The organism is Pseudomonadota bacterium (genome assembly GCA_013285445.1).
GTDB lineage: Bacteria > Pseudomonadota > Gammaproteobacteria > Xanthomonadales > Wenzhouxiangellaceae > Wenzhouxiangella.
The window spans coordinates 35,888-49,989 of record CP053448.1 but is presented as its reverse complement, the minus strand read 5'-3'; the positions used below and the strand labels follow the sequence as shown (position 1 = coordinate 49,989).

The 14,102-nt window shown below is 66.7% G+C and carries 8 protein-coding genes; 5 read left to right on the top strand and 3 right to left on the bottom strand.

What is annotated here, in order from left to right; all coding sequences use genetic code 11:
- Positions 1-13 precede the first annotated feature (13 nt).
- The 4 genes from HND55_00225 to HND55_00210 all read left to right on the top strand — a co-directional run bounded on the left by HND55_00225 (position 14) and on the right by HND55_00210 (position 5,698).
- Positions 14-841 (top strand): zinc-dependent peptidase, encoded by an 828-nt coding sequence (locus HND55_00225; GenBank protein QKK01207.1) that lies wholly within the window; start codon positions 14-16, stop codon positions 839-841.
- 68 nt (positions 842-909) lie between these two features.
- Complete coding sequence (locus HND55_00220; protein ID QKK01206.1) at positions 910-2,526, top strand: FAD-binding oxidoreductase; 1,617 nt, start codon at positions 910-912, stop codon at positions 2,524-2,526.
- Positions 2,523-4,154 (top strand): glycerol-3-phosphate dehydrogenase/oxidase, encoded by a 1,632-nt coding sequence (locus tag HND55_00215; protein QKK01205.1) that lies wholly within the window; start codon positions 2,523-2,525, stop codon positions 4,152-4,154. The genes HND55_00220 and HND55_00215 overlap by 4 nt, the downstream gene beginning before the upstream one ends.
- On the top strand, positions 4,151-5,698 hold the full coding sequence (locus tag HND55_00210) for a carbohydrate kinase (protein ID QKK01204.1): 1,548 nt from the start codon (positions 4,151-4,153) through the stop codon (positions 5,696-5,698). The genes HND55_00215 and HND55_00210 overlap by 4 nt, the downstream gene beginning before the upstream one ends.
- A gap of 95 nt (positions 5,699-5,793) precedes the next feature.
- Here HND55_00210 and HND55_00205 read toward each other — a convergent pair whose 3' ends face one another.
- From HND55_00205 to putP, 3 genes are all read right to left on the bottom strand, one after another.
- Complete coding sequence (locus HND55_00205; GenBank protein ID QKK01203.1) at positions 5,794-6,291, bottom strand: fasciclin domain-containing protein; 498 nt, start codon at positions 6,289-6,291, stop codon at positions 5,794-5,796.
- A gap of 217 nt (positions 6,292-6,508) precedes the next feature.
- On the bottom strand, positions 6,509-9,097 hold the full coding sequence (locus tag HND55_00200; protein ID QKK01202.1) for a serine/threonine protein kinase: 2,589 nt from the start codon (positions 9,095-9,097) through the stop codon (positions 6,509-6,511).
- A gap of 6 nt (positions 9,098-9,103) precedes the next feature.
- Positions 9,104-10,564, bottom strand: a complete 1,461-nt coding sequence (putP, locus tag HND55_00195; GenBank protein QKK01201.1) for a sodium/proline symporter PutP — start codon at positions 10,562-10,564, stop codon at positions 9,104-9,106.
- Between the two features lie 211 nt (positions 10,565-10,775).
- Here putP and HND55_00190 point away from each other — a divergent pair, with 211 nt between their 5' ends.
- Positions 10,776-14,063, top strand: coding sequence for a peptidase S41 (locus HND55_00190; protein QKK01200.1), 3,288 nt, complete (start codon positions 10,776-10,778; stop codon positions 14,061-14,063).
- The last annotated feature ends 39 nt before the right edge of the window (positions 14,064-14,102 follow it).

Below are 14,102 nucleotides of genomic sequence, written 5' to 3'. Positions count from 1 at the left end.
GAAGCGACCGCTGATGGAGGTGCTGCTGTTCGGCGCTGCGCTTGCCGTGGCCTGGTGGCTGTACCGCAGCTGGCAACGGTGGCGGCGGCGCAGGATTGCCCGCCGACCGCTGCCGGCCGACTGGCGCAGCATTCTCGAGCGCAACGTTCCGCTCTACAGCGGCCTGCCTGATGCGCTCAGAGAAGAGCTGCACGGGCATATTCAGCTGTTTTTGCACGACAAGACGTTTCGGGGTTTCCAGGGACTGGAGGTGACCGAAGAAATGCGGCTTACTGTTGCCGGCAACGCCTGCCTGCTGCTGCTCAATCGCCCTCACAGCGAGTTTTCCGGCTTCTCGTCGATCTATCTCTATCCCGATACTTTCGTCTCCCGACAGCGCAGCTACGACGGCCTGGTCGAGTCGATCGGCGAGCATGCCCGCCTGGGCGAGTCCTGGCATCGTGGACCGGTCGTGCTGTCCTGGGACGCGGCCCGGTCGGGCAGCCGCGATATCCGCGATGGGCACAACCTCGTTCTGCACGAATTCGCGCACAAGCTGGACGGTGCCGACGGTGTGGTTGACGGTGCGCCGATCCTTTCCCATCGCTCGCAGCATCTGAGCTGGGCGCGCGTGATGCGGCGCGAATACGAACAGCTCAGGCGCCAGGCCGGCGCAGGCCTGGAGCGCCTGATCAATCATTACGGCGCCACCGCGCCGCAGGAGTTCTTCGCCGTTGTGGTCGAGACCTTCTACGAAAGGCCGGCGCAGCTCAAGCGCCACCACCCGCAGCTCTACGCTGAGCTGGAGAAATGCTTCCGCGTCGACCCGCTGGCCTGGCATGCCGCCATTGATGCCGACTAGTGGTCCCGGCCGGCAACGGCGGGCTGAAAATCTGCTACGTTGCCGCTCGGACAAGGAGGAATGCCGTCATGCGCCGCTGGAACGGTTGGGGCGATAGCGCCCGGGATATGACGCTGCCGGACTCGGCCGGTGCGCTGCTGTCCGAGCTGCTCGGGCCAGCCTCTCCGCTGCCCGATGCCAGCCTTGACGAGGCGCTTTCGCGGGTGCCGGCTTCGCGCCTCGAATCAGTCGATCATTCGCTGGTCGAGACCGCGCCGGAGATCCGGTTGCGTCATGCCTGCGGGCAGAGTCTGCCCGACTGGCTGGCGATGCGATCCGGGCGATTCCCGGTATTGCCCGATGCGATTGCGCGCCCTCAAAGCCGGGCTGAAGTCGGCGCGCTGCTGCAGCTGGCCCGGCGGCTCGATGCCGTGATCATTCCCTACGGTGGCGGTACTTCGGTGGCCGGCCACATTACGCCGGCCAGGTCTCAACGGCCGATCATCACCGTGGCGATGACGCGCATGAGCCGTCTGACCGATCTGGATGAGGCCAGCGGCCTGGCGACCATCGGTGCCGGCGCCAACGGGCCGCAGGTCGAGGCGCAGCTGCGTGCAAAGGGCTATACCCTGGGCCACTTTCCGCAATCCTGGGAGCTGTCGACCCTGGGCGGCTGGGTCGCCAGCCGATCCAGCGGTCAGCAGTCGATGCACTACGGCCGCATCGAGCAGCTTTTTGCCGGCGGCCATCTCGAGACGCCGGCCGGTGCGCTCGATATTCCGACCTTTCCGGCCTCGGCCGCCGGTCCCGATCTGCGTGAGCTGGTGCTGGGCTCGGAGGGCCGCTTGGGAATACTCACCGAAGCGAGCATGCGGGTCAGCCCCCTGCCCGATCAGGAGCGCTTCCTGACTCTGTTTCTGCCTGACTGGCATCAGGCGCTCGGGTGCGCGCGTGAACTGGTCCGCGCCCGGATTGGCCTGTCCATGCTGCGGGTTTCGAACCCGGCCGAGACCCGGACCAGCCTGCGACTGGCGGTTGACGGACGCCGGCTGGCGGCGATCGAACGCTTGCTGGCCATGCGCGGCGCCGGTGATGACAAGTGCATGCTCACCCTGGGGCTGAGCGGCAGCCGTCGCCAGCTGGGCGCTGGCTGGCAACAGGCCCGCACGGTCCTGCGCGCATACGGAGCGATTGGTCTGCTTGCGCGTCGCCTCGGCAGGACATGGTCGCACGGCCGCTTCCGCTATCCCTACCTGCGACACGCGCTGTGGAAGCTGGGCTATGCCGTTGATACCTTCGAGACGGCGCTGGACTGGTCGCGCGTCGAGCGCTACGTCGCGGCAGTCGAGGCGCGGTTGACTGCCGGCCTGGCCGATCAGGGCGAGCGGGTTCACGCATTCACGCATCTGTCGCACGTCTACCGCCAGGGTTCGAGCGCCTATACCACCTACCTGTTTCGGGTTGGCGACAGCTACGCTTCGACACAGGCACGCTGGCGTCGCCTCAAACAGATCGCCTCCGGGACCATCGTTGCCCATGGCGGGACAATCAGCCATCAGCACGGGGTCGGGCGCGACCATGCCCCGTACCTGGGCGAAGAGAAGGGTGCGCTCGGCCTGGCGACGATCGGGCGAGTATTCGACGGCTTCGACCCGGAACGGCGCATGAATCCCGGCGTACTCATCGACCGGGACGGCCAGCCGTGAGCGTGGTCGCTGCGGGTCAGGACTGGCAGCCGGACGGCCGGCAGGCCGCAATCGAGCGACTGGCTGACGCCCCGGCCCTGGACCTGCTCATCGTTGGTGGTGGCATTACCGGTGCCGGCGTGCTGCGTGAGGCGGCGCGGCGGGGCTGGCGGTCGCTGCTGGTCGAGCAGCGCGATTTCGCCTGGGGCACCTCAAGCCGTTCAGCGCGCATGATCCACGGCGGGCTGCGCTACCTCAGCCAGGGCGATATTGGCCTGACCCGTGACGCGGTTGTCGAGCGTGAGCGCCTGATGCGCGAGGCCCCGGGTCTGGTCGAGCCGCTGCCGTTTCTCTACCCGGTTCGGCGCGGCCAGTTTCCGGGCCGGCGGGCGTTTTCGGCGCTGCTTGGCCTCTACGACCGCTTCGCCGGGCGCAGCCGCCGACAGTGGCATTCGGCCGAGGCACTCGCCTGGCTGTTGTCGGGCCTGCGCGATGATGGCCTGCGCGGGGCAGTCGGCTATGTCGACGCGATGACCGATGATGCCCGCCTGGTGCTGCGGGTGCTGACCGAGGCCCGCAGCGACGGCGCTCAGGCCGTCAACTATGTTCAGGTCGTTTCGCTGTTGCGCTCGGACGACCGGGTGTTTGGCGCCGTGCTCGAAGATCAGGTCAGCGGCGATCGTTTCGAGCTGACGGCACGCTGTGTGGTCAACGCCACCGGCGCCTGGGCCGACCGGCTGCGCGGCGAGCCCGACGGCACGGCGAGGCTGCGGCCCCTGCGCGGTTCGCACCTGGTGGTGCCGGACTGGCGCCTGCCGGTCTACCAGGCCGTCACCGCGCCGCATCCGCGCGATGGTCGTTTTGTCTATATCTACCCCTGGGCCGGGCGCACGGTCATCGGGACCACCGACCTCGACCATGCCGGCGACCTGGACGATGAGGCGGCCATCACGGCGGAGGAAGTCGACTACCTGCTGGCGCTGGTCGACGATCAGTTTCCGACAGCCGGCATTGGGGTCGGCGACGTGCTTTCGACCTGGTCGGGCGTGCGTCCGATTGTCGCCCCGCACGGACAGGATCCGCTTACCATCCGGCCCTCACGGGCGCGCCGAAGTCACACCGTATGGTCCGAGCACGGGCTGGTCACCGTGACCGGCGGCAAGTTGACCACCTTTCGGCTGATGGCGCTCGATGTACTGCGGGCAGCAGCCGCACAGATCGGTCGCCCGAGGCGGCATGCTGGCGATGAGCGGGTGTTCACGCCGGTGGCCTGCCGCCCGCCCGACCACGTGGGAATCGGGACGGCACGCCGGCTGCGCGGCTTCTACGGGGCCCAACTGCCGGCGCTGATCGACTCGGCCGAGACGGGCATGCTTGAGCCCGTGCCTGGCAGCGACACCCTGTGGGCGGAGCTTGCCTGGGCCGCCGGCAGGGAAGCCGTTGTGCACCTTGATGATCTGCTGCTGCGCCGCACGCGCCTCGGTGTGACGCTGGCCGATGGGGCGGCCGACCAGGAGGGGCGCATCGCCGCGATCTGTCGGCGGGAACTGGGCTGGGACAAGCGGCGCTGGCGGCAGGAATGGGCGCGCTATCGCGATATCTACCGGCGCTGCTACAGCCTGCCGTCGACAGGCCGGGGTGCCCGATGAAGGACTCGCCGCTGATTCTGGCCATTGACCACGGCACGCAAAGCGTGCGCGCGCTGCTGTTCGACCAGGGCGGGCAATTGGTCGGGTGCGGTCAGGTCAAGAGTGAAGCGGGTCGCAGTAACGAGCCTGGCTGGGTCGAGCACGAGGTCGAAGACTACTGGCAGGGGGTCGGCCGTGCCTGTCGCCGGTTGTGGCGCGAAGGCCATGATCCGGCGCGCGTGGCCGGACTCGCGGTGACCACCCAGCGCGGCACACAGATCTGTCTGGATGCCCAGGGTCAGGCGCTGCGTTCGGCCATCTCCTGGGTCGATCGCCGGCGCGTGGACTGTCGTGCACTGCCGGCAATGCCGCTGCACTGGCGCGCGCTGATTGCCGCCAGCGGTCGCACTGCGGCGCTGCGCCATCTGCGTGAGAATGCCGAATGCAACTGGCTGGCCGTTCACGAGCCCGGGCGCTGGCGGCGCACGGCGCATTTTCTGGGTCTTTCAGGCTATCTCAACCTGCGCCTGACCGGGCGCGCTGTCGACAGCGCGGCCAGCCAGGTTGGCTATCTTCCGTTCGACTACCGTCGCCGTGCCTGGGCCAGGGCCGGGAGCTGGCACTGGCATGCCCTGGCCGTGCGCCGGCGACAGCTGCCCGAGCTGATTGACCCGGGACGGCCACTGGGTAAGCTGACCGCGTCGGCGGCTGCGCATATCGGGCTGCATGCCGGGCTGCCGGTCATGGCTGCCGGCGCCGACAAGGCCTGCGAACTGCTCGGGGCAGGCGTGGGCGAGGGCGGCACGGCCTGTATCAGCTATGGCACGCGCTCGACGCTCAGCGTGCATTCGAGCCGTTATTTCGAGGCCATCGGGCGCATGCCGGCCTACCCGGCAGCGCTGCCGGGTGGCTACATGGTGGAGGCGGCCGTGCCGCGCGGATTCTGGATGGTGAGCTGGTTCAAGCGCGAGTTTGGCCTGCCCGAGCAACGCCTGGCCGAGGAAACCGGAACGGCGGTCGAGGCACTGCTCGATCGCCTGGTCGAACAGGCACCGCCGGGCAGCCTTGGGCTGGTGCTGCAGCCCTACTGGGGCCGTGATATCGAGCCCGGACCCGAGGCCCGGGGTGCAGTCATCGGTTTCAGCGAGGAGCATACCCGGGCTCACCTCTACCGGGCCATTCTCGAGGGCATTGCCTATGCCCTGCGGGCCGGCAGCGAGGCGATCGAGCGGCGCGGCCGACGTCGCATCGACAGGTTGCGGGTGGTCGGCGGCGGCGCCCAGTCCGATGCAGTGCTGCAGATCACCGCGGACGTGTTCGGTCTGCCGGTTGAACGCGCGCGTACGCATGAAGCTTCGGGCCTGGGTGCGGCCATTCTCGCGGCTGCCGGTCTGGACTGGTATGCCGATCCGGATGCGGCCATGATCGCCATGACGCGGCCCGGCCGGCGCTTTGAGCCCGACCCGGATGCGCACGCCGTCTACGACGCGCTCCACCGTCGGGTGTATCGACGACTGTACGGGCGGCTGGCCCCGCTTTACCGGGCCATTGGGGAGATCACTTGAGTGGAGGCTGAAAAAAAAACAGCCCGCCGGGGGGCGGGCTGAAACCTGTAGTCAGGATTGGAGCGTCTGTCTGTCTTCAGGAAATGATCCTGTCTTCAGGGCGTGATCACGGCGTCGATGACGTGAATGATGCCGTTGGCAGCTTCGATGTCGACCTGCACCACGTTGGCGCCGTCGACCCGCACCCGCTCACCGTCGACCTTGATGTCGACCGTCGAGCCCTGAACCGTGGTGGCTTCGCTCAGACCGACGACCTGATCGGAACTCACCTTGCCGCTGACCACGTGGTAGGTCAGCACGTCGGTCAGCGCGGCCTTGTCCTGCAGCAGGGCCTGCAGCTGGTCGGCCGGGATTGCAGCGAAAGCGGCATCGGTCGGCGCGAACACGGTAAACGGCCCTTCACCTGACAGGGTATCGACCAGGCCGGCGGCTTCCACGGCGGTGAGCAGGGTGTTAAACGAGCCGGCGTCGCGGGCCGTCTCGACGATATTCTTGCTCTTGGCGCCGTAGCTGTATTCACCGGCGAAGGCGACGGCCGAGGCGGCAGCCAGAACAAGGCTGGCAGCGATTGCAATGAGATGTCGATTGTTCATTTCATGGTCTCCATTGTGAGTTGATCGGTCATGCCGTGTGGCATGGGCGACACTATCCTGATCGGGCGTGAACGCGGGATCGTCCGGAAGTCAACGATTTGTGCAGATGGTGTGAGGGTGGCATGAAGGCCTGCCCGAGGTTTGTTGGCACGGCACCCGTCAAGCCCGGCGGTGCGGGCGGGTATCGGGGCGCCCGGAGCGGCTCTGCGGCCTGGCGTCAGTCGCGTTTACCATGTGCCGACGCGCGGCCATCGATGCGCGCGATCAGCTCACGGTTGACGCGGCGATCCGGATGCGCCTCGTCGGGATACAGTTCGCGCAGGATGACTTCGGCCTCGCGTGCCCGCTCGAGTGCTGGTGCGGTCTGTCCCAGGGCGAGCCGGGCTTGGGCCAGAGCCGTCAGGGTGTTGGCGACGTGGTGGTGATGGTTGCCGAAAACCGACCGATTCATCGACAGCGCTTCGTGCAGCCGGTCCAGAGCCTGTTCGTTATGGCCGCGAGCCAGCAGCGTGGTGCCCAGGTTGCTGAGCACCAGCGCGATATCGTGGTGGCCTTCGGGATAGCTCTGGCGATAGATGGCCAGGGCCCGTCGGAGTGAATCGAGAGCGTCGTCGAGACGCCCGCGCCGCCGATCGACGTTGGCCATGGCGTTGAGGATGACGGCAACCGAGGGGTGGTCGGGGCCGAAAAACGCCTCGCGCACGCTCAGCGCCCGGGCGTAGTGGTCCGCCGCGGCGCTCAGGTTGCCGTCGTTGGCCTCGGCCCAGCCGAGCTGATAGTAGACGCTGGCAACGGCGGGATGCTGCTGGCCGAACGCATCCTGGCGAATGGCCAGCGCTTCCCGGAAGAGTGCACGGGCCGCATCGATCTCACCGAGCTGGACCCTGAGTGTGGCCACATTGGTCATGGTGAAGCTGGTCGTGGGATGGCGCTCGCCGAGCACCCGGCGGCGAATGTTCAGCGCACGCTCGTAGTAGCGCAGCGCTTCCTCTCGTCGGTCCATTGCTGCCAGCAGGACCGCCAGATTGTTGTAGGACTCGGCGAGCTCGGCGCTTCCCGGACGGGCCTGTTCGCGCCAGGCCAGAGTCTGTTCCAGGTAGCCCCGGGCCATCCGGAACCGGCCCAGTGAGTAGAGCACTATTCCGAGCTGGTTCTGGGCTTCGGCGCGCAGCGCCTCCGGACCCTCGGCGACCAGCTCAAGGGCACGCTCCGCGGCACGCTGCGACGAGGAATAGCGGCCCAGCGACGCCAGAACCCGCGCGCGCATCAGCCAGGTGGCCGCCAGCTCCTCGCGGGGTGCGTTCGGCTGGTTTTCGATCAGGTCCAGTGCCCGCGCCGACAGTTCATCGGCCGATTGATAGTCGGCCAGGCCGCGATGCACGCGGGCCATGACCCGCAAGAGCTCTGACTTCAGGCGCGGCGTATCGTTGAGCTGCTCGGCGCTGGCGACGCCGCGAGTGACCAGCTCGTTGACCGTGAGGTTGGCGGTGTTCTGCCATGGGTCAGCCTGCTCGAACAGCCCGAAAAGGAATTCGCTGATGCGCTCGGTACGCTCGGCCTCGAACCGTGCGCGATCACGCTCCAGGGCCGCTTCACGGGCCTGCCAGCTGGTGCCGGCCAGCCCGGCGATCAGCAGCACCGCTGCCGTCACCGCCATGCCGACGCCGATCGGGTTGCGGCCGACGAAGCGCAGTGCAACGTAGCTGCTCGTCTGCCGGCGAGCCTGCACCGGACGGCCCGCACCGTAGCGCTCCATGTCTTCGATGAGCAAAGAGACCCCGGGATAGCGGTCGTCGGGCTCGATGGCGCAGGCTTTTGACACGATGGCGACCAGATCACTGGCGTTGCGGCATCGATGGCGCAGCTGCGCCTGCAGTGTGGCTGCGGCGTGTCTGGGATCGGCGGGGATCTCCGTGCCGGTCAGCAGCCAGTACAGCAGCGCGCCCAGCGACCAGATATCCGACTGCGTCGAGGGCGGATCGCCGCGCAACAGCTCCGGCGCCGACCAGTTTCGGGTCAGCGCCTGAAAGCCGCGCTGGTCCGGATCGCCCTCGTCGATCACTCGGGCGACGCCAAAATCGACCAGGCGAACCCGGCCGGCTTGATCAATGCGCACGTTTGCCGGCTTGATATCGCCGTGGACGATGCCGCGCTGATGGGCGTGATTGACGGCCTCGGCCAGGCGCAGCAGGTGTTTGAGGCACTGCTTGGGTGGGGTCCCGGAATGCGTCTGGTACTGATGCAGGTCTTCACCCGGCACCCACTCCATGACGATAAAGGTCTGGCCCTGGTCGGTCGTGCCGCCGTCAACAATGCGCGCGATATTGGGGTGATCGAGGCGCGCCAGCAGCTGGCGCTCAACGGTCAGGCGGGCCTGCAGTTCGGTGTTGCCGCTCAGGCGAATCAGCTTGACGGCGGCCTCCATTTCAAACGCGCCGTCGGCGCGTTCGGCGCGGTAGACACAGCCCATGCCGCCAGACCCGACCCGTTCGAGGATGCGCCAGGCGCCCAGACGCGTGCCGGCCGGCAGTTCCGGCTCCAGGGTCTCGAGCGCCCCGGAGGCCGTCGCGGCAACGGCCGAGAGCATGTCGTCCACTCGCTCCGCCGCGCCCGTCGCGGCGCCCAGCAATGCTTGCAGCCATGTGCCAAGGCGCGGATGACGCTGCTGGATCTGTTCGAGCTCCGACCGGCGTGCTGCCGGCTCGAGAGTCAGCAGTCTGTCGAAGACACGGTCGAGCACGCGCCGGCGACCGGGCGTGAGGCGGCCACGCCGACCGCTGTTCAGATCGGTCGGCGGGCTGCCCATGCCGGGTCAGGGCTGATCGAGCATGCGACTGTAGCGCGATTCACTGTCAGGGCTTGGCAGAAGGACACTGAAGACCGCAGCCGCTGTTGCGGCCAGAATCGAGCCCGGGAGAATTTCATAGACATCGAATATCCCGCCCTCGAGCGGATGCCAGATCAATACCGTCAACCCGCCGGCGATCATTCCGGCGATTGCCCCGGCTCGGCTCATTTTCGCCCAGTACAGCGACATGATGATGATCGGACCGAACGCCGCACCGAGGCCGGCCCAGGCGTGCGCGACCAGTTCCAGTACCATGCTGTCGGGATCGCGCGCAAACCAGAGCGCGACCAGGGCGATGGCGATCACCGATCCGCGCCCGACCCAGACCAGTTCGCCTTGCCCGGCGTTCGGGCGCAGCATGCCCTTGTAGAAGTCCTCGGCCACGACCGATGAGGCCACCAGTAGCTGCGAGTCGGCGGTCGACATGATGGCAGCCAGAATCGCCGCCAGGCAAATGCCGGCAACCAGCGGATGGAACAGTACCTCGACCAGGCGAATGAACACCTTTTCCGAATCGGCGCCCTCAAGCGTGCCTGGCAGCCCGCTGATACCGCTGATGCCGACCAGAATGGCCGCCACCAGACCGATTGCGGCCCAGCTCACCGCGATGCGTCGGGCGGTGACGAGCTTGTCGGCGCTGCTGATGCCCATGAATCGGGCCAGGATATGCGGCTGACCGAAATAGCCCAGTCCCCAGGCCATCAGCGAGATGATCGCCAGGAAACCCAGGGTCTGTCCATCGGCATCCGTAAACGGGTTGAGCAGGGCGGGGTTGACCTCGCGGGCGGCCTCGAACATGCCGCTGTCGCCAGTGCCCATGATCATCAGCGGAACGGCAACCAGGGCCAGCAGCATCAGCATGGCCTGCAGTGCGTCGGTCCAGCTCACGGCCAGGTAGCCACCGAGGAAGGTGTAGACGATGATCGCGGTCACGCCGACCGTCACCGCCCAGATATAGGGCAGGTCAAAGACGGTTTCGAACAGCCGCCCCCCGGCGACCAGGCCTGAGCTGACATACAACGAGAAGAATATGAAGATGAAAATGCCGGGCAGAATGCGCAGGACCCCGGAGCGGTCGGCGAAACGCCGCTCGAAGTAATCCGGCAGCGTCAGTGAGTTGTCCAGGCTTTCGGTGGCCACGCGCAGGCGCCTTGAGACGACCAGCCAGTTGGCCCAGGTGCCGATCAACAGACCGAGCGCAATCCAGCCGGCCTCCAGTCCGGCCAGGTAGGCATAGCCGGGCAAGCCCAGCAGCAGCCAGCCGCTCATGTCTGAAGCGCCGGCCGACAGCGCGGTGACCCCGCTCCCGAGTTTGCGGCCACCGAGGATATAGTCGGACAGATCCTGCGTGCGCCGCCAGGCAATGATGCCCAGCGCCAGCAGGATCACGAAGTACAGACCAAAAGTGATGTAAATGCTGTTCATGGTCAACGGCTCCTCCCTGGTGTTGGCGGCAGGCGCGGTGTTGTGCTACCACCGCTATCCGGTCGCCCGGCGACCGAAGCTGCAATCGATGGTAGCACGCAGTCCCGCGCGCGGCAGCCCAGGCCTGCGGACCCGTGACTTGTGGCCGGTGCAGGGCGCGACCGGATCGGTTAGATTGACACACCGATCATTGCACTACACCGAGCGCTCCATGAAACCATCATCCCTGCTTTTGCCCGTTGGCGGTCTGGCCCTCTTCCTGACCGTGACGGCTGTCGCTGCCGGACCAGCGCGACTGCTCAGCCAGCCCGCGGTATCGGCCCAGCACCTCGCTTTTGTCTATGCCGGCGACATCTGGATCAGCGATCGCCACGGCAAGGACCCGCGCCGTCTGTCCAGCGCCGCGGCCGAGGAGAACAATCCCTATTTCTCGCCCGACGGCACGCGCGTGGCGTTTGCCGCCGACTATGAAGGCAACACCGATGTCTACGTGATTTCGGTCGATGGCGGCCAGCCGAAGCGCCTGACCTGGCATCCGGGTGCGGACATCCCGGTTGGCTGGAGTGCCGACGGCGAGGCCGTGGCCTTCGCCTCGCGTCGCGAGACCGACCACGGCCGTTCGGCCCAGATTTGGCACGTACCCGTCGCCGGCGGCGCGCCGGCCAAGCAGATGGAAGCGCGCTTCTTTCGCGGTCGCTGGAACGCCAGCGGTCGCTGGCTGGCCTATATCGATCATGGCCCGGCCTACAACGGGCTCTACGGCGGTTCGGCCGGATGGCGCGGCTATCGCGGCGGCACCACGCCGTCGATTCGGATCATCGACCCGGCCGCCGGCGAGGTCATCGATATTCCCGGAGAACGCGTCAACGACATCCAGCCGTTCTGGATGGGCGACCGGGTCGTGTTCATCTCGGACCGCCACGACAAGCGCCTGAACCTGCATGCCTACGATACCGCCTCGGGCGAGATCGAGCGCCTGACCGACCAGGCCGACTGGGATGTCCACTGGGCCGACGGCCTCGGCGATCACGTCGTGTTCGAAGCCGGGGGTGAGCTGCACGAACTGAATGTCGTCAGCGGTGAGCGCCGGACCCTCGAGATCCCGCTCAATCCCGATCTGCCGCAGCAGCGAACCGAGTGGAAAAGCGTACAGGGCAACATCGAGCGTACCCGCCTGTCGCCCCATGGCAAGCGCGTACTGGTGACGGCCCGCGGCGAGGTGTTTACGGTACCGGCCAGGCATGGTTCGACGCGAAACCTCACGGTCAGCGGCGGCCAGCGCGAGTACCCGGCGCTGTGGTCGCCGGCCGGCGACGAGATTGCCTGGATCGTCGAGTCGCTTGACGGCCAGACTCTGGTGGTTGCCGACCAGTATGGCGCGGTCAAGACTCGCCATGTTCTGGGTCCGGACTTCTACGAGCTCCTGGCCTGGGATGCCGAACAGGGCCGCCTGGTCTACGCCGACAACGGCGTGGGCCTGTTCGTGATCAATCTGGACGATGGCGATCGCGCCGAACTGGCGCGCTCGTCGCGCATGGGCCGTTTCGACGTCGCCTTCTCGCCCGACGGTCGCTGGCTGGCCTACACGGTCAACCGCGACAACTACCTCAATGACCTGATGCTCCATGACTTCGGGTCGGGCCGGTCGCGGCGCGTCAGCGACGGCATGGCCGATGTCGCGGCCCCGGCTTTCAGCCGTGACGGCAAGTATCTGTACATGGCCGCGTCGACCAATGCCGGACCGATCCAGTTCGGCCTGGACATGTCGACCCAGGAGCGTCCGTATCGAGCCGGCATCTACGCCCTGGTGCTGGCTGCAGACGGTGAATCGCCGCTGGCGCCGCGCAGCGGTGACGAGGACGGCGACGACAACAACGGCAGCGATAGCGACCAGAAAAAGGACAACGGCAAGAACGAGGAAAAAGAAAAGATCGAGGTCACGATCGACTTCGACGGTCTGTCCGGGCGCATGGTTGCCCTGCCGGTGGCCAAGGGCAACTACCGCAACCTGAATGTTGCCAAGGACGGCAGCCTGTTCTGGATGCGCCATCCGCAGCCCGGATCGATCGTGGAAATGCCAGGCGAGCGCAACCTTGACGAGAACCGGCTGATGCGTTTCGACTTCGAAAAGCGCGAGGTATTGACCGTATTCTCCGGGCTCGACGGCTACGATATCAGCTCAAGCGGCAGTCACCTGCTGATCAGCCAGAACGGCTCGCTGCAGGTCGCCGAAGCGGCCTCAGAGATCAAGCCCGAGGCGATCGACCTTTCAGGTCTGCGCATGCAGATCGACCCGAAAGAGGAATGGGCGCAGATTTTCGACGAGGGCTGGCGCATGCAGAGGGAGTATTTCTACGCCGACAACCTGCACGGCCTGGACTGGGACGCCGTGTATGCGCAGTACCGGCCGCTGCTCGATCACGTCGGCCGGCGCGAGGATCTCAATGCGCTGATGGTCGAGATGATCGCCGAACTGCATGCCGGCCACAATCGTGTCGGGGGCGGCGATGTCCACAGCGAATCGGGTCCCGGGGCGGGCCTGCTCGGCGCCAACTTCACGATCGACGATGGACGATGGCGGATCGAGCGCATCTACACCGGCGAGTCCTGGAACGCCTTTCTGCAGGGTCCGCTGGCCCAGCCCGGTAACGAAGCGCGCCCGGGCGAGTACATTCTGGCCGTCAACGGTCGCGAGATCAGCGCCCGGGACAACCTGTTCGAGTTTCTCTACAACACCGCCGGTGAGCAGGTGCGACTGAAGGTCGGCCCGCGCAGCAACGGTCGTGACGCTCGCGAGCTCATCGTCAAGCCGGTTGATGACGAGGGTGAACTGAGGCTGTGGGCCTGGGTCGAGGACAATCGCCGCGCGGTCGCCGAAGCGACTGACGGCCGTGTCGGTTACGTCTACCTCCCCAACACCGCCGGCGCCGGCTACACTTTCTTCAACCGCATGTTCTTTGCCCAGCTCGACCGTGAGGCGATCATCATCGATGAGCGCGCCAACGGCGGCGGCCAGGCAGCCGACTACATCGTCGAGGTGCTCTCGCGTCCGCACCTGTCGAACTGGGTCTACCGCCACGGCGAAATCTCGCGCACGCCCTTTGGCGCCCTGCACGGGCCGAAGCTGATGATGATCGACCAGGATGCCGGATCCGGCGGCGATTACCTGCCCTACGCGTTCCGCGAACTGGGCATCGGCCCGCTGCTGGGTACGCGCACCTGGGGTGGGCTGATCGGCATCTTTGCCAACCCGCGTTTCGTCGACGGCGGCGTGATGACCGTGCCGCACTTCCGCTTCGTCGACACCGACAACGAGTGGTCGGTGGAAAACGAAGGCGTGGCGCCGGATATCGAAGTCAGGCTGGATCCGATCGCAACCAACGAGGGTCGCGACACCCAGCTCGAAGCCGCTATCGCCCAGATTCGGCTGATGCTTGACAATTACAGCGACAACATCGCCGACACGCCGCCGCCGCTGCCGACCGAGCTGGGCCGGTAGTGTTCGGTTCTTTGCAGGTGATCGCGCGAAACGCGCCGC

Bases quoted from the DNA above. Each gene is read 5' to 3' on its own strand.
- HND55_00225 (QKK01207.1), top strand. From the start codon at position 14: ATGGAGGTGCTGCTGTTCGGCGCTGCGCTTGCCGTGGCCTGGTGGCTG.
- HND55_00220 (QKK01206.1), top strand. From the start codon at position 910: ATGCGCCGCTGGAACGGTTGGGGCGATAGCGCCCGGGATATGACGCTG.
- HND55_00210 (QKK01204.1), top strand. From the start codon at position 4,151: ATGAAGGACTCGCCGCTGATTCTGGCCATTGACCACGGCACGCAAAGC.
- HND55_00205 (QKK01203.1), bottom strand. From the start codon at position 6,291: ATGAACAATCGACATCTCATTGCAATCGCTGCCAGCCTTGTTCTGGCT.
- HND55_00200 (QKK01202.1), bottom strand. From the start codon at position 9,097: ATGGGCAGCCCGCCGACCGATCTGAACAGCGGTCGGCGTGGCCGCCTC.
- putP (QKK01201.1), bottom strand. From the start codon at position 10,564: ATGAACAGCATTTACATCACTTTTGGTCTGTACTTCGTGATCCTGCTG.
- HND55_00190 (QKK01200.1), top strand. From the start codon at position 10,776: ATGAAACCATCATCCCTGCTTTTGCCCGTTGGCGGTCTGGCCCTCTTC.